Annotated in this window: 19 protein-coding genes, 1 tRNA gene and 1 riboswitch; of the genes, 12 read left to right on the forward strand and 8 right to left on the reverse strand. The window is 65.4% G+C overall.

Translation table 11 applies throughout. The features are described from left to right. Nucleotides 1-333: 333 nt before the first annotated feature. Both acs and D6B98_RS09845 read left to right on the forward strand, forming a co-directional pair. A complete protein-coding gene (gene acs / locus D6B98_RS09840; RefSeq protein ID WP_126256827.1) occupies nucleotides 334-2,280 on the forward strand; it encodes an acetate--CoA ligase in 1,947 nt (648 codons plus the stop codon). Between the two features lie 433 nt (nucleotides 2,281-2,713). Further along, a complete protein-coding gene (locus D6B98_RS09845; protein ID WP_126256828.1) occupies nucleotides 2,714-3,229 on the forward strand; it encodes a L,D-transpeptidase in 516 nt (171 codons plus the stop codon). A 51-nt stretch (nucleotides 3,230-3,280) separates the two neighbouring features. Here the strand turns inward: D6B98_RS09845 and D6B98_RS09850 are convergent, their stop codons facing one another. Further along, the gene (locus D6B98_RS09850) at nucleotides 3,281-3,871 is read right to left on the reverse strand and encodes a thermonuclease family protein (protein ID WP_126256829.1); all 591 of its coding nucleotides are present in this window, start codon (nucleotides 3,869-3,871) and stop codon (nucleotides 3,281-3,283) included. A 70-nt stretch (nucleotides 3,872-3,941) separates the two neighbouring features. Continuing rightward, nucleotides 3,942-4,145, reverse strand: a complete 204-nt coding sequence (locus D6B98_RS09855) for a DUF1674 domain-containing protein (protein ID WP_126256830.1) — start codon at nucleotides 4,143-4,145, stop codon at nucleotides 3,942-3,944. 188 nt (nucleotides 4,146-4,333) lie between these two features. On the opposite strand from D6B98_RS09855, the gene D6B98_RS09860 reads away from it, so the two are divergent. The 3 genes from D6B98_RS09860 to purH all read left to right on the forward strand — a co-directional run bounded on the left by D6B98_RS09860 (nucleotide 4,334) and on the right by purH (nucleotide 9,312). Beyond that, a complete protein-coding gene (locus D6B98_RS09860; protein WP_126256831.1) occupies nucleotides 4,334-5,680 on the forward strand; it encodes an RsmB/NOP family class I SAM-dependent RNA methyltransferase in 1,347 nt (448 codons plus the stop codon). Nucleotides 5,681-5,836: 156 nt separating this feature from the next. Further along, nucleotides 5,837-7,555, forward strand: a complete 1,719-nt coding sequence (locus tag D6B98_RS09865; RefSeq protein ID WP_164718500.1) for a heparinase II/III family protein — start codon at nucleotides 5,837-5,839, stop codon at nucleotides 7,553-7,555. A gap of 57 nt (nucleotides 7,556-7,612) precedes the next feature. Then, nucleotides 7,613-7,694: riboswitch (ZMP/ZTP riboswitch) on the forward strand. Between the two features lie 25 nt (nucleotides 7,695-7,719). Further along, a complete protein-coding gene (gene purH, locus D6B98_RS09870) occupies nucleotides 7,720-9,312 on the forward strand; it encodes a bifunctional phosphoribosylaminoimidazolecarboxamide formyltransferase/IMP cyclohydrolase (protein WP_126256833.1) in 1,593 nt (530 codons plus the stop codon). A gap of 123 nt (nucleotides 9,313-9,435) precedes the next feature. Here the strand turns inward: purH and D6B98_RS09875 are convergent, their stop codons facing one another. Then, nucleotides 9,436-10,821: an MFS transporter gene (locus D6B98_RS09875; protein ID WP_126256834.1), complete on the reverse strand. Its 1,386-nt coding sequence runs from the start codon at nucleotides 10,819-10,821 to the stop codon at nucleotides 9,436-9,438. Nucleotides 10,822-10,924: 103 nt separating this feature from the next. On the opposite strand from D6B98_RS09875, the gene ggt reads away from it, so the two are divergent. Further along, the gene (ggt, locus tag D6B98_RS09880) at nucleotides 10,925-12,673 is read left to right on the forward strand and encodes a gamma-glutamyltransferase (protein ID WP_205680471.1); all 1,749 of its coding nucleotides are present in this window, start codon (nucleotides 10,925-10,927) and stop codon (nucleotides 12,671-12,673) included. 180 nt (nucleotides 12,674-12,853) lie between these two features. On the opposite strand, the gene D6B98_RS09885 is transcribed toward ggt, so the two are convergent. Beyond that, nucleotides 12,854-13,519 carry a glutathione S-transferase family protein gene (locus D6B98_RS09885; protein ID WP_126256835.1) on the reverse strand — a complete coding sequence of 222 codons (666 nt, stop codon included), beginning with the start codon at nucleotides 13,517-13,519 and terminating at the stop codon, nucleotides 12,854-12,856. A 165-nt stretch (nucleotides 13,520-13,684) separates the two neighbouring features. On the opposite strand from D6B98_RS09885, the gene D6B98_RS09890 reads away from it, so the two are divergent. From D6B98_RS09890 to panE, 4 genes are all read left to right on the forward strand, one after another. Beyond that, nucleotides 13,685-14,281, forward strand: a complete 597-nt coding sequence (locus tag D6B98_RS09890) for a DUF2239 family protein (protein ID WP_126256836.1) — start codon at nucleotides 13,685-13,687, stop codon at nucleotides 14,279-14,281. 88 nt (nucleotides 14,282-14,369) lie between these two features. Then, nucleotides 14,370-15,719, forward strand: a complete 1,350-nt coding sequence (locus D6B98_RS09895) for an MATE family efflux transporter (RefSeq protein WP_126256837.1) — start codon at nucleotides 14,370-14,372, stop codon at nucleotides 15,717-15,719. A 103-nt stretch (nucleotides 15,720-15,822) separates the two neighbouring features. Then, nucleotides 15,823-16,431, forward strand: a complete 609-nt coding sequence (locus tag D6B98_RS09900; protein ID WP_126256838.1) for a 2-hydroxychromene-2-carboxylate isomerase — start codon at nucleotides 15,823-15,825, stop codon at nucleotides 16,429-16,431. A 98-nt stretch (nucleotides 16,432-16,529) separates the two neighbouring features. Beyond that, nucleotides 16,530-17,453 carry a 2-dehydropantoate 2-reductase gene (gene panE / locus D6B98_RS09905; RefSeq protein WP_126256839.1) on the forward strand — a complete coding sequence of 308 codons (924 nt, stop codon included), beginning with the start codon at nucleotides 16,530-16,532 and terminating at the stop codon, nucleotides 17,451-17,453. 187 nt (nucleotides 17,454-17,640) lie between these two features. Here the strand turns inward: panE and D6B98_RS09910 are convergent, their stop codons facing one another. The 4 genes from D6B98_RS09910 to D6B98_RS09930 form a co-directional block, all read right to left on the reverse strand. Continuing rightward, complete coding sequence (locus D6B98_RS09910) at nucleotides 17,641-18,234, reverse strand: c-type cytochrome (protein ID WP_126256840.1); 594 nt, start codon at nucleotides 18,232-18,234, stop codon at nucleotides 17,641-17,643. A 189-nt stretch (nucleotides 18,235-18,423) separates the two neighbouring features. After that, nucleotides 18,424-19,704, reverse strand: a complete 1,281-nt coding sequence (locus tag D6B98_RS09915; protein WP_126257269.1) for a PQQ-dependent sugar dehydrogenase — start codon at nucleotides 19,702-19,704, stop codon at nucleotides 18,424-18,426. Between the two features lie 380 nt (nucleotides 19,705-20,084). Further along, nucleotides 20,085-21,071: an NAD-dependent epimerase/dehydratase family protein gene (locus tag D6B98_RS09925; protein ID WP_164718501.1), complete on the reverse strand. Its 987-nt coding sequence runs from the start codon at nucleotides 21,069-21,071 to the stop codon at nucleotides 20,085-20,087. A gap of 76 nt (nucleotides 21,072-21,147) precedes the next feature. Then, nucleotides 21,148-21,222, reverse strand: a tRNA-Gly gene (locus D6B98_RS09930). A 275-nt stretch (nucleotides 21,223-21,497) separates the two neighbouring features. On the opposite strand from D6B98_RS09930, the gene trxA reads away from it, so the two are divergent. Together trxA and D6B98_RS09940 are read left to right on the forward strand one after the other, a co-directional pair. Further along, on the forward strand, nucleotides 21,498-22,421 hold the full coding sequence (gene trxA / locus D6B98_RS09935) for a thioredoxin (protein WP_164718502.1): 924 nt from the start codon (nucleotides 21,498-21,500) through the stop codon (nucleotides 22,419-22,421). Between the two features lie 85 nt (nucleotides 22,422-22,506). After that, the gene (locus tag D6B98_RS09940; protein ID WP_126256843.1) at nucleotides 22,507-23,184 is read left to right on the forward strand and encodes an LON peptidase substrate-binding domain-containing protein; all 678 of its coding nucleotides are present in this window, start codon (nucleotides 22,507-22,509) and stop codon (nucleotides 23,182-23,184) included. The last annotated feature ends 19 nt before the right edge of the window (nucleotides 23,185-23,203 follow it).

Consider the following 23,203-nt stretch of genomic DNA (forward strand, 5'->3'; position numbering starts at 1 on the left):
TTGGGACCCGGGTTGGCCATTTAGGGTGTTCCGAACCGCATTGCGAGTCCCGAATCAGTGACGAGAGGTTGCCAAATACCGCCCCGGTCGCATGGGCGCTCTGCACCGGCCGATTCCTGAGGGTTGGGTAAAGGCCTCAACGCCGCCGGTGGGGCCTGTTTCAGATCTGCGACAGTCACCGCAGGCGGGCTTGATCCTTCGCATGGCGGGCGGCCCGCCGAAGGTCCAGCTTGTGCTCCTTGTCGGGTCCGGTTAGCCCGACGCATAATCAGTCAATGATCAAGTCGGCTCGCCGGTCGCTAGCGTTCGGCCTGCCGTATGTGGAGGGAAAGCATGTCCGAGAAGATCTACGACGTCCCTGCGGAGTGGGCGAAGCGCGCCTGGGTCGACCAGGCCAAGTACAAGGAGATGTACGCTCGCTCGATCTCGGACCCGAACGGTTTCTGGGCGGAGCAGGCCAAGCGCATCGACTGGATGCACGCGCCGACGAAGATCGAGAACGTCTCGTTCGCGCCCGGTAACATCTCGATCAAGTGGTTCGAGGACGGCATTCTCAACGTCGCCTACAATTGCATCGACCGGCATCTCGCCAAGCGCGGCAACCAGACCGCGATCATCTGGGAAGGCGACGATCCCTCGCAGTCCAGGCACATCACCTATCGGGAGCTGCACGACGAGGTGTGCCGGATGGCCAACATCCTGCGCACCCGCAATGTCGAGAAAGGCGACCGCGTCACCATCTACCTGCCGATGATTCCGGAAGCGGCCTATGCGATGCTCGCCTGCGCGCGCATCGGCGCGATCCACTCCGTGGTGTTCGCAGGCTTCTCCCCGGACAGCCTCGCCCAGCGCATCAACGACTGCAAATCCAAGGTCATCATCACCGCGGACGAGGGCCTGCGCGGCGGCAAGAAGGTGCCGCTGAAAGCCAATGTCGACGCGGCGCTCGCCAAGGCCGACGGCGTCGACTGGGTCGTCGTGGTCAAGCGCACCGGCGGCAAGGTCGACATGAACCCGTCGCGCGACCTCTGGTATCACGAGGCGGCGGCAATGGTGACGACGGAATGCCCGGTCGAGCACATGCACGCCGAGGACCCGCTGTTCATCCTCTACACCTCGGGCTCGACCGGCCAGCCCAAGGGCGTGCTGCACACCACGGGCGGCTATCTCGTGTTCGCCTCGATGACGCATCAATACGTCTTCGATTATCACGACGGCGACATCTACTGGTGCACCGCCGACGTCGGCTGGGTCACCGGCCACAGCTACATCCTCTACGGGCCGCTGGCGAACGGCGCGACCACGCTGATGTTCGAAGGCGTGCCGAACTACCCGGATAATTCCAGGTTCTGGAACGTCATCGACAAGCACAAGGTCAACATCTTCTACACCGCGCCGACCGCGATCCGCGCGCTGATGCAGTCGGGCGACGAGCCGGTGAAGAAGACCTCGCGCGCGAGCTTGCGTCTGCTCGGCTCGGTCGGCGAGCCGATCAACCCGGAAGCCTGGGAGTGGTATCACCGCGTCGTCGGCGACGACCGCTGCCCGATCGTCGACACCTGGTGGCAGACCGAGACCGGCGGCATCCTGATCACGCCGCTGCCGGGTGCGACCAAGCTCAAGCCCGGCTCGGCAACCCAGCCGTTCTTCGGCGTGGTGCCCGAGATCGTCGATGCCGACGGCAAGGTGCTGGAGGGCGAAACCTCAGGCAATCTCTGCCTCACCCGCTCATGGCCGGGCCAGATGCGCACCGTCTATGGCGACCATGCCCGCTTCGAGCAGACCTATTTCTCGACTTACAAGGGCAAGTACTTCACCGGCGACGGCTGCCGCCGCGATGCCGACGGCTATTACTGGATCACCGGTCGCGTCGACGACGTCATCAACGTCTCCGGGCATCGCATGGGAACCGCGGAAGTCGAGAGCGCGCTGGTGGCGCATGAGAAGGTCTCGGAGGCCGCGGTGGTCGGCTTCCCGCACGATATCAAGGGCCAGGGCATCTATGCCTATGTCACCCTGATGGCCGGCGTGCAGCCGACCGAGGATCTGCGCAAGGAGCTCGTCACCTGGGTGCGCAAGGAGATCGGCCCGATCGCCTCGCCCGACCAGATCCAATTCGCGCCGGGCCTGCCCAAGACCCGTTCCGGCAAGATCATGCGCCGCATCCTGCGCAAGATCGCCGAGGACGAGCCGGGCAGCCTGGGCGACACCTCGACCCTGGCCGATCCCGCCGTGGTCGATGACCTCGTCAAGAACCGGCAGAACCGGAAGCCGGCGTAAGGCTCCGATCCCGAGTCCCGGACGCAGCGCAGCACCTAAGTGGTGCGCTGCTGAGCCGGGGCCCATCCTTCCGTGGAAAGAAAGAACTGGGTCCCGGCTCTGCGCAGCAGCGTTGCACGCTGCAGCGCGTCCGGGACACGATACTGCCCCTCCGCGCTACGCCCCCAGAACAACAGCCGTTCAGAGCCTCACGCGCTTGTCAGCGCGCGCGGCGGCGCGCCCGTCTATTTCCCGCCGAGTGTTGTTTCCAGGTCATTTACTTTATTTCGAACATTTCCTTTGTTTCCCCCGCTGGCCGGCCTTCGGTGACCGCGCGTGGAAACCATCCGGTTAACGGGCACGGTTAAGATGTCCCCTCACGAGGACTTGGCGCGGCGGCGATTGCGGGTTCTGCGTCATTTTGGACGATCCGATTGGGGTAAGGGGGAGATCGATGTCGATGAGGATTGCGGTGGCGATGGCCGCCACCATCGGAGCTGGGGTCTTGATGTCGACGGCGGCAGAAGCGCGGCCGGAAATGGTGGGCACGCACCTCGCGGACTATTCGCCGGGCACGATCGTGGTCAAAACCAGCGAGCGCAAACTCTATCTCATTCTCGATAACGGCCATGCCGTGCGTTATCCGGTCGGCGTCGGCAAGGCCGGCAAGCAATGGGCCGGCACCACGAAGATCGACGGCAAGTATCTCAACCCGGCCTGGGCGCCGCCCGCCGAGGTGAAGCGTGACAAGCCCAACATTCCCGACGTGATTCCGGGCGGCTCGCCGCGCAACCCGATGGGTGTCGCGGCGATGACGCTGGCCGGCGGCGAATACGCCATCCACGGCACCAATGTGCCGGGTTCGATCGGCGGCTTCGTCTCCTATGGCTGCATCCGCATGCTCAACGACGACATCACCGATCTCTATGGCCGCGTCTCCGTCGGCACGACGGTGGTCGTGACGCGCTGATCGCCTGAATCAGTCGAGACAGGAGCCGCAGTTGCGACTCCGGCTTCTTCGTTACCAGAATCGCCAGCCCCGCGCGCACCAGCCGTCGCGATGGCCGCCATTGTAGCTGCGCACATGACCGCTCGCGAGCAGCGTAGCCGCGACGTTGGCGGTGCGCTTGGTGGCAACATCGGCGAGAACGCGGCCGTATTTGTCCTGACCGAGATTGTAGACCATCACGCCGCCTTGGCCGAGCAGATTGCGTAGCGCATCGCTGGCGGCCTCCGCCTTGTCCAGCTCGTCCCGGCAGGATGCTTTCATCTCGGGCGCATCGATGCCGCGCAGACGGACGCTTGCGACGAGATTGCGGCCGTCGCGCAGATGCACGCGCGCGAGGAAAGTATCACCGTCGATGGTGCGGACGACCTCGACCGGCTGCCTCACATCGGAATTGCCGGACTGCTTCAGGATGATTTCGGCATCGCGCGACTGTTCGTCATCCACATGCGGAATGGGCCAGATCGTTCCCTGGCGGAAGCCGAGCACGACGGCCGTCACAACGCCGACCACGAACATCCACGGCAACAGTCCGGAGAAGCGACGGCCGAACGGCGAGCCGCTGTATGAAGTCCGGTAGGGACGGCTGTGATCGAAGCGCGACATCCGCGCACGCTAGGGCTGAGTCGGCTGAACCGGCAAGATGGCTCGTGAGGAGCGCGCGTAAGGCGCCACCTCAGAAGTCGGAGGCGATGCCCTTGCGCTCCCAGTCGCCGTAGCGGGTCGGCTCGGGTCCCTTCGGTCCCTGCAACTCCTTCGCCTTGGCCTCGCTGCTGGCCTCCGCGGCAGCAGCCTGCCGGCGTGCCTCGGCTTCGTCCAGCGCGCGCTGGGCTGCCGGCGTGAGCGGCTTGCGATCGGGAACGGGAGGCTGGTCACTCATCGTCCGGTCTTCTAGCGCAGGACGAGCCGCAATGCGACGTGCAATAACGCATTCCTGAAATCAGGCCCGGAGGGCTGAAAAAGCCGGAAGCGATTCTTACATTTGGCATATTCGCGTGCCAGAGATCAGTCTCTCGAGGCATGCGCCATTGCGGCGGAACTGCCGCTCGCTCAGAACCTTGCTTCCGCATGCCCTCTCAACGTTTTGCTCCTCCGCCCGAAGTGCCAGGCCTTGCGGCACGACGGATTGCCGCCGACATCGTCGACGGCGTGCTGCACAAGCACCGCACACTTGACGATCAGCTCGACGGCAGCGGGGCCCATCCCGGACTGAAGACGCTGGCCGATCGCGACCGGGCGTTGATGCGGCGCCTGGTCGCCACCGTGCTGCGCCGGCTCGGCACGCTCGGCCACGTGCTGTCGCGCCTGCTCGACAAGGGCATTCCCTCCGACGCGCCGCGCGCGCAGAGCGCGCTGCTGATCGGCGCGGCGCAGATCCTCTGGATGGACGTGCCGGATCACGCCGCCGTCGACCTCTCCGTTCGCCTGGTACAGTCCGACCGGCGCGCCGCGCGCTATGCCGGTCTCGTCAATGCCGTGCTGCGCCGCTGCGCGCGCGAGGGCAAGGCGCTGGTCGATGAGGTCGCCACGCAATCGCTGGACCTTCCGCCATGGCTGCTCGCGCGCTGGAGCGCGCAGTATGGCGAAGCCACCGCACGAGAAATGGCGCTGGCGCTCGGCCACGAGCCCTCGCTCGATCTCACCGTGAAGTCGGATCCCGCGCAATGGGCGAGCCGCCTGCACGGCGAGACGCTGCCGACCGGGACGGTGCGCATGCTGCTGCACGGCTCGGTGACCATGCTGCCCGGCTTCACCGAGGGACAATGGTGGGTGCAGGACGCCGCCGCCGCGCTGCCGGCCCGGCTGTTCGGCGACATTAGGGGCAAGTCCATTGCAGATCTCTGCGCCGCCCCTGGCGGCAAGACCGCGCAACTGGCGCTGGCAGGCGCGCAGGTCACGGCGATCGACCGCTCGCCCGCCCGAGTGGCACGACTGCGCGAGAACCTGGCGCGGCTGTCGCTGCAGGCCGAGACCGTCGTCGCTGACGCCGTGGAATGGGCCGGCCCCGTCGAGAGCTTCGACGGTGTCTTGATCGATGCGCCCTGCACCTCGACCGGCACGATCCGCCGCCATCCCGATGTGGCCTGGCTGCGGCAGGAATCCGACATCGCCCCCCTGGCCGCACTCCAGCAACGGCTGCTGCGAAAATCGGTGTCGCTGCTCAAGCCGGGCGGTACGCTGATCTACTGCACCTGCTCGCTGGAACCCGAAGAGGGCGAGCAGGCCGTGGCGACGCTGCTGGCGACCGAGCCTGCGCTTCGCCGCGTCCCGATCGCGGCGTCGGAGGTCGCGGGCCTGGACGAAATCCTCACGCTGGAGGGCGATCTGCGCACCCTGCCCTGCCATTTGCCGAACCCCGATCCCAAGCTCGGCGGACTCGACGGATTTTTCGCGGCCCGGCTCGTTAAATCCTGATTTTGCACTGGATTTTGCGACGTAGCGCTGATTCGCGCCGTTCAAGGTGGTGTCAGACGACCGATTTTGGGATTAATAGGGATTCGTCGCTAATCCTCTCCCCCTTCAAGGCAAGGCGTGTCGGTCGCTCAACGCAGACGTATCTCGACGCTGGTCATGAACCGCTTCGCGCGGAACATGCTCGCGCGCGCGAGCGGCGGTTCGGTTGCGCTGTCGCGAGTCTGGCCCAGCCGCACCGACCGGCTGATCATCGCGCCGCACGATCTGCGCACCGCGGATGCGACCCGCGCCGCCGAAATCTATGCCGGTCGCTTCGTCTTCGCCGGCAAGATCGTCAATTGCCACGGCCGCTCGATCTTCGATCTCGAGCCGCCGTCGGAGGATTGGGAGGTTGCGCTGCTCGGCTTCGGCTGGCTGCGCCATCTGCGCGCCGCCGACACCGCGCTGACACGGGCGAATGCGCGCGCTCTGATCGAGGACTGGATCGCCAACCCCGCCAACAAGCGTCGCCCGGTCGCGCGCCGCGCCGACGTGCTGGCGAGGCGCGTGATCTCGCTGCTGTCGCAGGCGCCGCTGGTGCTGAGCGAGACCGACAACAAATTCTACCGCCGTTACTTGCGCGCCCTCGCACGCGAGATCCGCTTCCTGCGCTACACCATGGTCGACATTCCGGACGGAGTGCCGAAGCTGCAGGTGCTGATCGCGCTGTGTTATGCGGCGCTGTGTCTTGCCAACCAGACGCGTCACATCCGCAGCGCATCGAAGAAGCTGTCGGACGAATTGCAGCGGCAGATCCTGCCCGATGGCGGACACATCTCCCGCAACCCGGGCGCGCTGATCGAACTCCTGATCGACCTCTTGCCGCTGCGGCAGACTTTTGCCGCACGCAACATCGCGCCGCCGCCGGCGCTTCTCAACGCAATCGACCGCATGATGCCGATGCTGCGCTTCTTCCGGCACGGCGACGGCAATTTCGCGCTGTTCAACGGCATGAGCGCGACATCTTCGGATCTGCTCGCCACCCTGCTCGCCTATGACGACACCCACGGCGCGCCGATGGCGAACATGCCGCATACCGGCTTTCAGCGCCTCGATGCCGGCCAGACCACTGTGATCATCGACACCGGCCCGCCGCCGCCGGCCGGCGTCAGTCACGACGCCCATGCCGGCTGCCTGTCGTTCGAGTTGTCCTCCGGCATCAGCCGGATCGTCACCAATTGCGGCATGCCGACCACCGGCCGCGACAATTGGCGGCCATTCGCACGCGGCACCGCGGCGCATTCCACGCTGACCTATCACGACACCTCGTCCTGCCAGTTCATCGAGATGTCGGCGATGAAGCGCCTGTTGCACGGCTCGCCCGTCACCAGCGGACCCGTCGAGGTCGAGAGCTATCGCGAGATCGTGCAGAACGGCACGCTGCTCACGACCTCGCATGACGGTTACCTCTCGAAATTCGGCGCGATCCACCGCCGCGTGCTGATGATCGCCAATGACGGCGCGCGCATCGACGGCGAGGACACGCTGTCGCCGCCGCAGGGCGGACGCTTCAAGGGCGCGAATGCCGATTTCGCGCTGCGCTTCCATCTGCATCCCGCCGTGAAGGCCAGCCGGCTCTCGGACGCCCGCGGCGTGATGCTGGTGCTGCCGAACCGCGACGTCTGGACCTTTGAAGCATTGGACGACAAGGTCGACCTCGAGGACAGCGTATTCCTGGCCGGCAATGACGGCCCGCGCCGCACCGCGCAGATCGTGATCCGGCAGGATGCGCGGCAGGCGCCCTCGATCCGCTGGAGTTTTGTGCGTTCGACCGCCTCGCCGGCGGTGACCAATGCCCGCCGGAATGCGCGCCGCGAGCCGGAACTCCCGCTGTAGACGTGCGATTCAGTCCGATCCGGCCGTTGTGAAAACGGCCGAAAGCTGCTATCGAGCCGTCGCTCGCGCGACTGGCGACCTTGGATGGAGCACCATCGGGAAGCGCGGGCCACATCCGCCGCGCGCCTGGGCATAGACACTCCTTAAGACAGAGGATCTTGCTCATGACTGACCATCCCCGCCGCGTCACCCGCGCTCTTCTCTCCGTCTCAGACAAGACCGGCCTGATCGAGTTCGCCAAGGCGCTGGCCGCGCATGATGTCGAGCTGGTCTCGACCGGCGGCACCGCGAAAGCGATCGCCGCCGCCGGTCTCAAGGTGAAGGACGTCTCCGACCTCACCGGCTTCCCCGAGATGATGGACGGCCGCGTCAAGACGCTGCATCCGAAGGTGCATGGCGGCCTGCTCGCGATCCGCGACAACAAGGAGCATGCGGAGGCGATGAAGGCGCACGGCATCGCGCCGATCGACCTGCTCGTCGTCAACCTCTATCCGTTCGAAGCCACCGTCGACAAAGGTGCCGGCTTCGAAGACTGCATCGAGAACATCGACATCGGCGGCCCCGCGATGATCCGGGCCGCCGCCAAGAACCATGACGACGTCGCCGTCGTGGTCGAGGCGCAGGACTATCAGGCCGTGCTCGACGAGCTCGCCGCCAACAAGGGCGCGACCACGCTGAAGCTGCGCCGGCGGCTTGCGGCAAAGGCCTATGCACGCACCGCGGCCTATGACGCCGCGATCTCGAACTGGTTCAACCGGCAGCTCGAGATCGACGCGCCCGACTTCCGCGCCTTCGGCGGCAGGTTGATCCAGTCGCTGCGCTACGGCGAGAACCCGCACCAGACCGCGGCGTTCTATGCGACGCCCGACAAGCGCCCGGGCGTCTCGACCGCGCGGCAGCTTCAGGGCAAGGAGCTCTCCTACAACAACATCAACGACACCGATGCGGCCTATGAATGCATCGGCGAGTTCGACACCAGGCGCACCGCGGCCTGCGTCATCGTCAAGCACGCCAATCCCTGCGGCGTTGCCGAAGGCGCGAACCTGGTCGAGGCCTATCGCAAGGCGCTGGCCTGCGATTCCACTTCGGCCTTCGGCGGCATCATTGCGATGAACCGCGCGCTCGACGCCGACACCGCGCGGGAGATCACCAAGATCTTCACCGAGGTGATCATTGCGCCCGACGCCACCGAGGAAGCGATCGCCATCATCGGCGGCAAGAAGAATTTGCGCCTCTTGCTCGCCGGCAGCCTGCCCGACCCGCGCGCGCCGGGCCTGACCGCCAAGACGGTGGCCGGCGGCCTGCTGGTGCAGAGCCGCGACAACGCCGTGGTCGACGACATGACCTTCAAGGTCGTGACCAAGCGGGCGCCGACCGAGGCCGAGATGCGCGACCTCAAATTCGCGTTCCGCGTCGCCAAGCACGTCAAGTCCAACACCATCATCTACGCCAAGGATCTCGCCACCGTCGGCATCGGCGCGGGCCAGATGAGCCGGGTGGACTCCGCCCGGATCGCGGCGCGCAAGGCGCAGGACGCGGCGAACGAGCTGAAGCTCGCCGAGCCGCTCACCAAGGGTTCGGTGGTGGCCTCGGATGCCTTCTTCCCGTTCGCCGACGGCATGCTCGCCTGCATCGAGGCCGGCGCCACCGCCGTGGTGCAGCCCGGCGGCTCGATGCGCGACGACGAAGTGATCAAGGCCGCCGACGAGCACGGCATCGCCATGGTGTTCACGGGCACGCGGCACTTCAGGCATTGAGCTTGCCGTCATTCCGGGGCGCGCGAGGCGCGAACCCGGAATCTATCGTGCAGCGCTCCATGCAGAGAAATGGATTCCGGGCTCGCGCCGAGTGGCGCGCCCCGGAATGACGATGAAGGGATGCTAATCCCGCACGCGCATCAACAATCCCAGCCCCGCGACGAAGAACACCACCAGCACGGCCATGCCGGCTTTCTGGCTAGCGGTCGCAGCCGTAATCATGCCGATCAGCAGTGGCCCGGTGAAGGACGTCACCTTCCCGGTCAGCGCGAACAGGCCAAAATACTGCGCGATACGGTCTTTCGGTGCGAGGCGGATCAACAGCGTGCGTGAGGCGGCCTGCAGTGGACCGCCGGCCGCGCCGATGAGGCAGCCCAACACCAGATAGGCGCGCTCGGCCGCGCTCGAGAACAAGGGCGCGCCGGCTTGCGGCGGCGTCACCTTGACGAACAACACACTATCCTTGTCGACAAGGAGGATCGCCGCCACCGACAGCAGCAGCAGCAGCAGGCTGCCGGCGATGACGCGCTGCGGCCCGAGACGATCATCCAACTTGCCACCCAGCCAGGCGCCAAACGCGCCGGTGATCGCGAGCATGATGCCGAAGGTGCCGATCTGGATGGTGTGCCAGCCGAACGTGCCCGCGGCATAAATGCCGCCGAAGGCGAACAGCGACACCAGGCCGTCGGTGTAGATCATGTTGGCGAGCAGGAACGCCGCGAGCGACTTCTGCTTCGGCAGGCCTTTGATCGATCGCTTCAGCTCCGACAATCCTTCGTGCAGGGCGTCGCGCAGCGGGCGTTTCGCCGGGTAATCCGGCGTGAACAGGAACAGCGGCGTCACGAAGATCACGAACCATATTCCGGTCAGCGGTCCGACGATGCGATCGCCCTGATGGCTGACCGGATCGAGCCCGAACAACGGCGTCAGGCCCAGCAATGTGCGGCCGGTCTCGGGATTGGCGGCGAGGAGGCCGAGCACGATGATCAGGCTGACGATGCCGCCGACATAGCCGGTCGCCCAGCCGGTGCCGGAGAGCCGGCCGATTCGCTCCGGCGGCACCAGGGTCGGCATCATCGCGTTGTTGAAGACGGTGGCGAATTCCGCGCCGACGCTGGCTAGCGCGACCGCAGTGAGCAGCAGAGGAATGATGGCGTGATCGCCGGGCCTGCCGATCCATAGCGTGCACGATGCCAGCACCAGCACCGCGCCAAATCCCGCGATCCACGGCTTCCTTCGGCCAGAGGCATCCGCGATGGCCCCCAGCACCGGCGACAACAGCGCGATCGCAAGTCCCGCAGCCGCCATCGCAAATGCCCACAGCGATTGGCCGGCGGCGGGATTCGGCGCAATGCTGGTGGCGAAATAGGGCGCGAACACGAAGGTCGTGATCAACGTGAAATAGGGCTGCGCGGCCCAATCGAAGAAGAGCCAGCTGACGACGGCAGCGTGCGGCGGATAGGTCCGCTGCGCATCGACCATGCGCGCATCCGGGGCGATCGTCGTCATCACGCAGGCCTCATCACGAACAGTTTTGCCTCTGTTGAGCCAAACCGTATAGCATTGCAGCGAGGCGTGTGAACCGGTTCGAAGCCCCAGCGGAAATTTGATCATGTCGTCATATTCGACTCGGCGGACATTTTTCGCTTTCGTGGCCGCTCTGGCGTTCGGTCTCGCACCCGCGACGGCCCAAGATGCGCGACAGGCCTATGTTCCAGCCGCGCCCGGCACGGTGCGCGCCATTGCCGCCGAGCACGGCATGGTGGTCGCGCAGGAGAAGCTATCCGCGCAAGTCGGTGCCGAGATCCTGCGGCGCGGCGGCAATGCGGTCGATGCTGCAGTCGCGACCGGCTTTGCGATGGCCGTGACCTATCCACGCGCCGGCAATATCGGCGGCGGCGGCTTCATGGTGATCCATTCCGCCGACCGCAACGAAGACATCACGATCGATTACCGCGAGACGGCGCCGGCGGCGACCACGCCGCAGATCTTCCTCGGCGCCGACGGCAAGCCAGATCCGGCGAAGTCACGGGATTCCGCGCTCGGCGTCGGCGTGCCCGGCACGGTCGCGGGCCTCAGTCTGGCACTGGAGAAATACGGTTCGGGCCAGTTTACGCTGGCGCAATTGCTCGAGCCTGCGATTGCGCTCGCCCGCGATGGCTTCGTCGTCAGTGACGACATCGCCGATACGCTGCCCGGTTGGCACCGACGGCTGGCACGCTGGCCTTCCGCCGCCAGAATCTTTTCGCGGCCCGATGGCACGCCGCTTCGTGAGGGCGACAGGCTGGTCCAGGGCGAGCTCGCCGAAACGCTGTCGGCCGTCGCTGCACAGGGCCCGCGCGGTTTCTATGAGGGACCGGTCGCGGAGAAGCTCGCCAAAGCCGTGGCTGATGCCGGCGGCATCATGACGCCGGCCGATTTGAAGGCCTACCAGGCCGTGATCCGGGCGCCGGTGCGGGGCACCTATCGCGGCTACGACATCGTGTCGATGCCGCTGCCTTCGTCCGGTGGCACCGTCTTGGTGGAAACGCTCAACATCCTCGAGGGCTTTCAGCTTGCCGATTTGAAGCAGGGATCGCCGGCATCGCTGCATCTCCTGATCGAGGCGATGAAGCGGGCCTATGCGGACCGCGCGCGCTATCTCGGCGATCCCGCCTTCGTCAACGCGCCGATCGAGACGCTCACCGCGAAGGACTACGCCGCCAAGCTGCGCTCCGGCATCCGGGCCGATCGCGCCACGCCCTCGAAAGAACTCGCTGCCGCGGCCCCGTCGCCGCGCGAGGGCAGCAACACCACGCATTTCTCCGTGGTGGATTCCCGCGGCAACGCCGTCAGCAACACTTACACGCTGAACTTCAGCTACGGCGTTGGCCTCGTTGCCGACGGCACCGGCGTGCTGCTCAACAACGAGCTCGACGATTTCACCGCCGCGGTCGGCGCCTCCAATGCCTATGGCCTCGTCGGCTTCGAGGCCAATCTGCCCGGACCCGGCAAACGTCCGCTGTCGTCAATGTCGCCGACCATCGTGCTCAGGGACGGCAAGCCGGTGCTGGTGACGGGCTCGCCCGGCGGCAGCCGCATCATTTCCAGCGTGCTGCAGGTGATCGTGAACGTCCTGGACTACAAGATGGATGTTGCCGCCGGCGTCGCGACCCCGCGGCTGCATCACCAATGGTTGCCTGACGAAGTGCGCGTCGAGCGCGGCTTTCCCAACGACGTGCTGCTCGAGCTGAAAGCGATGGGCCATGCGATCGTCGAGCCGATGGGGCAGACATCGGCCAATTCGATTCTCGTGACGCCGAACGGGCCGCTCGGCGCGCCCGACCCCCGCACGCGGGGGGCAGAAGCGGCCGGCCATTGACCACGTCCTTTGCATGGCACGAGCGCAGGATGCGGCTAAGCAGCATTGGTGCTCGTTGATACCAGGGCCGCGCACCCCGGTCCTCATCCTGAGGGCCCGCCAACGGCGGGCGTCTCGAAGGATGGCCACAGGCGAGATCGCTCCCATATGCGATTGCCTGCGGAATGACGGGAGAGAGACTTACCGCCCCACCTCGTACGGCCCACCCTTTTCCAGCGCACGCGCATAGGCCGGGCGGGCGTGGATGCGCTCGAGGAATGCCATCGCCTTGGGATGGCCCTGCTCGAGCCCACCGCGCGCTTGCGCCGCTTCGAGCGGGAAGCTCATCTGGATGTCGGCTGCGGTGAATTCGTTGCCGGCGAACCACTCGCTCTTCGCAAGCTCGCCTTCCCAGTAATCCATATGCTGCTTGAGCTGCGGATTGACCAGCGTGGTCAGCGCCTGGTTCGAGACCTTGCGCACCAGCGGACGAAGCAGCGCCGGCGCGCGCTTCGGCATCAGCGTGAACAGCAGCTTCAGCAGCAGCGGCTGCATCGCCGACCCCTCGGCATAGTGCAGCCAATAGGTGAAGCGCAGCCGCTCCGGCGTGTTCGGCGGCGGAATCAGCCGGCCATTGCCGTAAGTCCCGATGAGATATTCGATGATCGCACCCGACTCGGCGATAATGTTGCCGTTGTCGGTGATGACGGGCGACTTGCCGAGCGGGTGGATGGCGCGCAGCTCCTTCGGCGCGCGCATGTCCGGCTGGCGCTGGTAGCGCACGATCTCATAGGGCACGCCCAGCTCCTCGAGCAGCCACAGCACGCGCTGCGAGCGGGAATTGTTGAGGTGGTGAACGGTCAGCATCGGTGTGGTCCCCAAGGTAGGCGCGGTGGCCAAGCGTGGTCGGTCGGCGGCGCCGTTGGTGCCAGCCCGGGGGCACAATGTCGAGCCGTGGCTGCGGATATTTTCACCCGGGTATATTGACCTTGATAATTTACCCGGGTATAAAATGGCCCTAACGTGATCAATATGGCAATGATTTCAATGCAAAGGACCTTCACCGCCTTCCAGGGACCGCGTCGCCTGGTGTCCGGACCCGCAGGCGAAGTCGCGCTGGTGGTCAAGCGGGTGGCGCCACGGCCGGAAGAGGCCATCGTCATCTTCGAGGACGCCACCGGCCGATCGATCGACTTCGATCTGCGCGGCGGGGATCGCGAGGTGCTGGCGCGGCTGGCCAAGCTTGTCCCGCCGCCGGTTGAGGAGAGCACACCGCCGAGCGAGCCGCGCGGCCGCGGCCGACCCAAGCTCGGCGTGGTTGCGCGCGAGGTGACGCTGTTGCCGCGGCACTGGGAGTGGCTCGGCGCGCAGCCGGGCGGCGCCTCGGTCGCGCTGCGCAAGCTCGTCGACGAGGCGAGGCGCGCGAGCGGCGACAAGGACCGCGAGCGGCAGGCGCGCGATGCGGCCTATCACTTCATGTCGACGATGGCCGGCAATCTGCCGCGGTTCGAGGAAGCTTCGCGGGCGCTGTTCGCAGATGACCGGCGGCGCTTCACCGCACTGATCGCCGACTGGCCGGCCGACATCCGCGACCACATCGTCAAGCTCGCCTACAGCGACCGCGCGTAGACCGCGCGGCGCTCTTCACAAGCCCGTCGATGGCCGAGCCGCGCATTGCGCGGCAACGGCTCCGCACGCCCTGACGAAAGACACATTCATGTCCACCACCAAACCGCTTTGGACAACATTCCTCCGCTTCCTCGCGCCCTTGATGCTGAGCAACGCGCTGCAATCGCTGTTCGGCACTGTCAGCAACGTCTATCTCGGCCAGATGATCGGCGTCGACGCGCTGGCAGCGGTCTCGGTGTTCTTCCCCGTGATGTTCTTCCTGTTCGCCTTCGTCATGGGGCTCAGCACCGGCGCGACCGTCCTGATCGGCCAGGCCTTCGGCGCGCGCGAGCACGACAAGATCAGCAGCATCGCGGGCACGACGCTTGCGATCGGCCTTCTGCTCTCCACTTCGGTTGCGCTGATCGGCGGGCTCTTCAGCCGTCAGCTGATGATGGCGCTCGCCACGCCCGCGGACATTCTCGATCAGGCCAGCGCCTATGCGCGGATCATGCTGCTCACCATGCCGCTCGGCTTCGTCTTCCTGCTGATGACGGCGATGATCCGCGGCGTCGGCGACGCGCTGACACCGCTGCTGGCGCTGGCGCTGTCGACCGCGATCGGCCTGATCCTGACGCCGATGCTGATCCACGGGTCGTTCGGATTGCCGGCGGCTGGGATCGCCAGCCCGGCATGGGCGGCCGCGATCGCGAATGCGCTCACGTTGATCGCGCTCGCCGTCTATCTGCTGCGGAAGAAGCACGCGCTCGCACCGGACGCAGCTCTGCTGCGTCAGCTGCGGCTCGATGGCGCCATGCTCGGCAAGATTCTCGGCATCGGATTGCCGAGCGCCATCGGCATGGTGGTGATGGCGATCGCGGAGCTGGTCCTGCTCGGCCTTGTCAACGGCTTCGGGTCGGACGCGACGGCAGCCTACGGCGCCGTCAACCAGGTGATGGGCTACACGCAGTTCACGGCGATGTCGATTTCGATCGCGGTCTCGATCCTCGGCGCGCAGGCGGTCGGCGGCGGCGACAGAACCCGGCTCGACGGCATCGTGCGGACCGGGCTCGCTTTCAACTTCGTCCTGACCGGCGGGCTCGTGGCGCTGATCTATCTGGCGCCGCGCGCTATCCTCGGCATCTTCATCACCGACGCCGCCGTGCTCGATCTGGCGAAAGGCCTGCTCGACATCGCCCTGTGGAGCTCGGTGCCGTTCGGCCTGGCCACGGTGTTCTCCGGGGCCATGCGCGCGGCGGGCGTCGCGCTGACGCCGATGCTGCTCTCGATCTTCGCCATTGTCGCGATCGAGCTGCCGGCCGCGGTGATCCTGAGCCGCACGATCGGCCTTGAGGGCGTATGGGCCGCCTATCCCATCGTGTTCTGCGCTATGTTCGTTTTGCAGATGGGCTATTACCTCGCGGTCTGGCGCAAGCGCGCGATCCAGCGTCTGATCTAACGCTCAAAGTATTACGACCATCATTAAACGGTGGACCTGTGGCGCACCCTGCGCCACAATAGAGGAAAAGCCAGACCAGAAAGTCAGGTCAGGGAGAACGAGTTTGACCCGCATTGCCCCGCAGTTCCTGTTCGATTTCGGCAGCCCGAACGCCTATCTCAGCCATCTCGCGATTCCCGCGATCGAGCAGCGCATCGGCGTCAAGTTCGAATACGTTCCGATCCTGCTCGGCGGCATCTTCAAGTCGACCAACAACAGGTCGCCGGCCGAGACGCTCGCCGGCATCAAGAACAAGCGTGAATTCCAGCAGGTCGAGACCGAACGCTTCATCAAGCGCTTCAAAGTCCAGCCCTATGTCTGGAATCCCCATTTCCCCGTCAACACGCTGAACCTGATGCGCATGGCGATCGCGGCGCAAGCGGAAGGCGTGTTCGAGGCCTATGTCGAGGCCGCCTTCCACCACATGTGGCGCGAACCGAAGAAGATGGACGATCCTGAAGTCGTGGCGAAGGCGCTGGCGTCCTCCGGCCTCGATGCCCAGAAGCTGTTCGCCCGCGCGCAGGAGCCCGAGGTGAAGGGCAAGCTGATCAGGAACACCGAGGAGGCCGTCGCCCGCGGCGCGTTCGGCTCGCCGACCTTCTTCGTCGGCAACGAGATGTTCTTTGGCAAGGAACAGCTCCGCGAAGTCGAGGAGATGGTGTCGGGGAAGTGAAGCGCGCGAATGGCGAGTAGCGAATAGCGAGTGGAAATCGCGCTCACTATTCGCTACTCCCTATTCGCCATTCGCCAATAATCGAACGGAGTTGTCTCATGCGTATCCTCGTGGTTGGCGCCGGCGCCATCGGCGGCTATTTTGGTGGCAGGCTGTTGCAGGCCGGCCGCGACGTCACCTTCCTGGTCCGTCCGCGCCGGGCCGGCGAGCTCGCCAGCGCCGGGCTCGTCATCAAGAGCCCGAATGGCGATGTGACCTTGAAGAATCCGCCGACCGTGCAGGCCGACGCGCTCAAGGACAAGTTCGACGTCGTGCTGCTCAGCTGCAAGGCGTTCGATCTCGACGACGCCATCAAGTCGTTCGCGGCCGCCGTCGGGCCGAACACCGCGATCATCCCCATGCTGAACGGCATGAAGCATCTCGACATTCTCGACCAGACCTTCGGCGCCGAGCGTGTGCTCGGCGGCCTCTGCGCCATCGCCGCGACCTTGAACGAGCAGCGTGAGGTGGTGCAGCTTCAGCCGATGCAGGCGATCAGCTACGGCGAGCGCGACGGCAATCTGTCCGATCGCGTCAAGGCGATCGACGAAGCCTTCAGGAGCGGCATCACCGGCGCCGCCGCCAGCCAGAACATCATGCAGGACATGTGGGAGAAGTGGGTGTTCCTCTCCTCGCTCGCAGCATCCACCAGCCTGATGCGGACCTCTGTCGGCAACATTCTAGCAGCGCCCGGCGGCCGGGATTTCCTGCTCGGCATGCTGGATGAGACCAGCGCGATCGCTAGCGCGTCGGGCTACCCGCCGGGCGGGCCGTTCTTCGAGCGGGTGAAGGGCAACCTCACCACCGAAGGATCGCCGATGACGGCGTCGATGTTCCGCGACATCAAGGCCGGCCTGCCGGTCGAGGCCGATCACGTCATCGGCGACCTCATCGCGCGCGCCGACGCCGCCAAGGTGCCGGTGCCGAAGTTGCGGATCGCCTACACGCATTTGAAGGCGTATGAGAAGCAGCGGCTGGGGTAGCTGCGGACCACACACTCGGTGTCGTCCCGGGGCGCGCGGAGCGCGAACCCGGGACCCATAACCACAGAGAGTAGTTATGGAGCGAAGTGGTGACTCCGAGTCTTCGCAAAAACGCCATCCTGTGGCTATGGATCCCGGGTTCGCGCTTTGCGCGCCCCGGGATGACGAGCCGTGTTTGCATCCTGCGCTACTTCAAATGCGCGAGATAGTGCGAGACGGCGGTGATTTCTTCGTCGCTCATGCGATAGGCGACATCGACCATCGCGGCGACGCCGTTGCCGATGCGCTGGCCGGCCTTGTAGTCGTGCAGCGCCTTGACGAGATATTCCTCGCGCTGGCCCGCGAGCCGCGCCACCGCCTTGGTGCCGGCGTAGCTGTCCGTATGGCACGAAGCACAGCGGCGACCGGCGGCCACCTGCGCGCCCTTTTTCGACAGGTCCGGATCTTTGTCCTCCACCCCTTTCGGCGGCGCAAGCTGCGAGAAGTAAGCCCCGAAGTTGCGGATGTCCTCGTTGGTAATCTCCTCGGCGATCGGCATCATCTGCTCGTTCTTGCGCGCGCCGGCGCGGAAAAACACCAGCTGCCACTGGATGAATTGATCGGGCTGCCCGGCGAGCGAGGGGACGTTCTCGGTTTGCGAAATGCCGTTCTCGCCGTGACAGCCGGAGCAGGCGGCGGCCTTCTCCTTGATCGCGGAACTATCGGCAGCACCCGCCGGAACGGCACCGAGCGCCAGAAGCGCAAGCGCGCTGATTGCGTGCGAGATGAACTGCCGGCGCATCATGGAATTCCGATCTGATCAACTGCGTCGCTTCCGGGGCATGCGGAGCACGTGCCCTGGATCCATAACCACCGCTTGGGGTTATGGGTTCCGGACTTGCGCTGGCGCGCAATCCGGAACGACGGCATCTGCTTTGAAATGAAGGAGGCTGCGACGGTCGCCCGCTCGCAGCCTCTCCGTGACGTCGCGTTACTTCTTGCTGTAGCTGATGCGATAGATCGCGCCGGCCCAGTCGTCGGCAACCAGGATCGATCCGTCCTTGGCCAGAAGAATGTCGTTGGGACGGCCGAGATAGCCCTGGTCGCCCTCGAGCCAGCCGGAGGCGAAGATCTCCCGCTTGGGATTCTTGCCGTCCGGCCCGACGATCACGCGCACGATGCGTGCGCCCTGGTACTTGTGGCGATTCCAGGAGCCATGCTCGGCGATCAGGATGTTGTTCTTGTACTCGGGCGGAAACTGGTCGCCGGTATAGAACTTCATGCCGAGCGGAGCGACATGGGCGCCGAGATTCAGCACCGGCGGCGTGAACTCGGAGCACTTGTGGCCCATCGCGAACTTGTCATCAGGCAGATTGCCCTGGTGGCAATAGGGATAGCCGAAATGCTCGCCGATCCGGTTGATCATGTTCAGCTTGTCCGAGGGCAGATCATCGCTGATCCAGTCGCGGGCATTCTCGGTGAACCAGAGCTTGCCGGTACGCGGATCGACGTCGCCGCCGACCGAGTTGCGCACGCCGAGCGCCCAGATCTCCGCGTTGCCGGTCTTGGGATCGACGCGCCGGATCTGCGAGACGCTGGTCGGCGGGATGCCGATATTGAAGGGCGGCCCGAACGGCAGGAAGAACCAGCCTTCCTTGTCGACCGCGATGTACTTCCAGCCATGCGCGGCATAGGACGGCATGTCGTCATAGACGACCTTGCCGTCGCCGGGATTGTCGAGCTTGTTTTCGATGTCGTCGTAGCGGATCAGCTTGTCGACCGCGATGACGTAGAGCGCGCCGTCCTTGACGGCGAGCCCCGTGGGCATGTTCAGCCCCTTGAGGATGGTCTTGACCTCTTTCTTCCCGCCACTGTCCTTGATGGCATAGACGTTGCCGAGGCCGAACGAGCCGACGAACAGGGTGCCCTTGTCGCCCCAGGCCATCTGACGCGCCGCCAGCACGCCCGAGGCGTAGACCTCGATCTTGAAACCCGCCGGCAGCTTGATCTTCTTGATGATGTTGGCGAGCTCGGCGTCGGAGGCGCCGGTCGGCGGACCCGAGGGCGGCGCGAGACCCTTCTGCGCCTCGGTCTCGTCGCCCAGGAACCAGTCATCCGGCGGATGGGTCCAGAACTCCTTGGTGCCGGATTCGTATTTCTTCAGCGCCCGGTTCTTGTCCTGCTGCTGCGCATTGCCGGCGCTGGTCCCCGCGAGAAGAGCAGCCGCTGCAAGCGCCAGAACGGATTGAAAGACGGATCTATGGAATGTCATCGCGTCACTCCCCTGAGGCAGCCGTAAGGGCTGCGCATTATTTTCTTTTGCTAGTCGAGAGGCGAAGTTTTGGTCCGTCGTAACGACAGACGCAAAAAAAGGTTAGCACATCTGCAAGCGCTGAGAAGCGCGGCACATGCACCGCGGTTGCGCGGCATAAAAATTGAGACGGAATGTCAACGAGGCCAAACGCGCGGCGAGGGCGGTCTCGCTGCAACGCGGAATCAAGACGGCGCACGCCTCATGTGCGGGCAGGGAGGAGGCCGGACTACACAAAACGCGAAAACAACCCCATGCACAGTAGAACGGCGCAAGCCGCGCTGCTCGGGGTGAGACCCGGCAGGCATTTGACCTGTCGAGCAAAATATCAATCGCGGCGCTCAACCGGCGACCGGGTAGGGTCCATCGTCGAACACCGTGTCATGATAACCTTTGGCCCCGATCTCGCGCGCCAGCGCACTGCGAAAATCGCGCCCCTCGCGCAGGCAGCGCAGCACATGCGCGAAGTCGAATTCGGGCCGCCAGCCCAGCTCGCGCCGCGCGCGTTCGTTGGCATAGACGCGGTCGATCGTGGGGAACAGGTTCCAGCCGCGCGCCGCATAGAGCTGGGCGCAATCCGGATAGAGCTCGCGCACGACACTGGCGGCATCGCGTGCAAGCGCGGCGAGATGGCGCGGCTCGAACGGGCTGGTCGCCGAAATGATGTAACGGGCGAAACCGATCTTTGGCGCGCGCTCGACGGCGAGCAGGTGGGCGCTCACCGCGTCCGCGATATCCAGCCGGCGATAGAGCAGCTCGTTGGCCTGCGCGTTGTCCATCGCGTAAGCCGACCGCATCGCCGGATCGTCGTCGTCCTCCGGAAAGAAGCGCGAGGTCCGCAACACCACGACCGGCAATCCGCGCTCGCGGAAGAACAGCTCGCACAGCGTCTCCGCCATCAGCTTGGTGGTGCCGTAGATATTCTTGGGAACGGGCGGCAGATCCTCGGTGACCCACACCGCCGCCTGTCCCGCCTCCGGCCGAAGCTGCGAGCCAAACGCGCTGGTGGTGCTGGTGAAGACGAAGCTCTTCACACCGGCCGCCGCGGCCGCCTCGAGCAGATTGAGCGAGCCTGATACGTTGGTGTCGACAAAATCCTGCTTGCTGTGGGTCGCCACATGCGGCTTGTGCAGGGTCGCGGTGTGGATCACCGCCGTAACGCCGTCCATCTGGCGCCGCACGAAACCGGGATCGACGATCGAGCCGACCGCGTCGGTGAAGGGCGATGGCTTCAGATCGAGCCCGCGCGCGGGCGCCCCGCGACGCTGGAGCGTCCGCAAGACGGCCTCCCCGAGGTGACCCGCGCTGCCCGTAACCAGGATTGTCATTGCATCCCCAAGACAACCGCCGGCGGCGTGGAGAACCACGTTTCCGACCGGATCAGCTGGATGCTCTGGGAAAAATTGGAGCGGGCGAAGGGGCTCGAACCCTCGACCCCGACCTTGGCAAGGTCGTGCTCTACCACTGAGCTACACCCGCATCCTGTGTCGGTCGCGTGACGCGCCGGCAACGGCTGTCGTATGCCAAAAGCGGGAGGGGAATGCAACAGCTACCGGCGGCATAGATGCGCAATCCGGGGCCCAATATCGACCCCTGATGCGGCCAAACAGCCCGAAAACGCCCCGGAACCGGCGAATCGGCGGCGGCGGATTGAAATTCGGCCCATTCGGCCCAATCTAGGAGCCGACAGCGCAGCATAGGAAGCGGCGGCATGCTAAAGAGCCGCCATTCCGGACATCAGACGAGGGGATCCCGTGACGATCATCGACCAGGGTAACGGAGCCGCAAACCCGGCCGCCGCAGATCTGATCAAGGACACCACCACCCAGACCTTCGTGAAGGACGTCATCGAGGAATCGAAGCGCCAGCCGGTGCTGATCGATTTCTGGGCGGAGTGGTGCGGCCCCTGCAAGCAGCTCACGCCCGTGCTGGAAAAGGCGGTCAGGGCGGCCAAGGGCAAGGTCAAGCTGGTCAAGATGAACATCGACCAGCACCCGGCGATCCCCGGCCAGATGGGCATCCAGTCGATCCCGGCCGTGATCGCCTTCGTCAACGGCCAGCCGGCCGACGGCTTCATGGGCGCGGTGCCCGAGAGCCAGCTCAATGCCTTCATCGAAAAGCTGACCAAGGGCGTCGTCGCGCCGGGCGAGGTCAACGTCGCCGAGATCGTGCAGGAGGCCGAGGCGGTGCTCGCCGACGGCGACGCGGCTGCGGCAGCGCAGATCTATGCCGAAGCGCTCCAGCATGATTCGACCAATATCGCGGCCCTGGCCGGCCTTGCGAAGTGCTACGCCGTCGCCGGTGCGATGGAGCAGGCCAAGCAGACGCTGGCCATGGTGCCGGAATCCAAGCGCAACGACCCCGCGGTGAAGGCCGTGCAGACCACGATCGATCTCGCCGAGCAGGCCCAGTCGCTCGGACCGGTCGCGGAGCTGGAACAGAAAGTCGCCGCAAACCCGCTCGATCATCAGGCCCGATTCGACCTGGCGACTGCGCTCAACGCGCAAGGCGACCGCACTGCTGCCACCGCGCAGCTGCTCGAGATCGTCAAGCGCGACCGCAAGTGGAACGATGACGGTGCCCGCAAGCAGCTGGTGCAGTTCTTCGAGGCCTGGGGCGGCACGGATGATGCAACCGTCGAGGGACGCAAGCGCTTGTCGACGATCCTGTTTTCGTAAGGCCCTCATTTGAGCATGATCTGCTCGGAAAACCGCTGCACGCTTTTCCGGATCATGCGCTAGCAAGGCCAGGGGGACCGGGCAGATGCCGATCAATATCGAATATCGCGGCCCCGCCGACCTCCCGGAGATCATTCCGGTGTTTCCGCTGCCGGGCGCGCTGCTGCTGCCGCGCGGCCAGATGCCGCTCAACATCTTCGAGCCGCGCTACCTTGCGATGGTCGACGATTCCTTCCGCGACGGCCATCGCCTGATCGGCATGATCCAGCCCGACGTTGCGCACTCGCCGAAGGATTCCGACAAGTCGACGCTGTTCCGGGTCGGCTGTGTCGGCCGCATCACCCAGCTCGCCGAATCCGGCGACGGCCGCTATATCCTCGAGCTCACCGGCGTCTCGCGCTTCAAGGTGGTCGAGGAGCTCGACGTGCTCACCGCCTACCGGCAGTGCAGGGTGGATTTCTTCGCCTACGCCAATGACTTCACCGCGCGCATGGGCGAGGAGGAGGTCGACCGCGAGGCGCTGCTGGCCGTGCTGGCGGACTTCCTGAAAGCCAACAATCTCAAGGTCGACTGGGAGGGCGTCGAAAGCGCGCCCAACGAAGCGCTCGTCAACGCGCTGGCGATGATGTCGCCCTATGGCCCCGCCGAGAAGCAGGCCATGCTGGAGGCGCCCGACCTGAAGACCCGCGCCGAGATCCTGATCGCCGTCACCGAGATGGATCTCGCCAAGAAGCGCACCAGCGGCGATCCGCCGCTGCAGTGAGGACGGCGTTCAGCCCTAA

It is taken from the genome of Bradyrhizobium sp. LVM 105 (assembly GCF_003957705.1).
GTDB lineage: Bacteria > Pseudomonadota > Alphaproteobacteria > Rhizobiales > Xanthobacteraceae > Bradyrhizobium > Bradyrhizobium frederickii.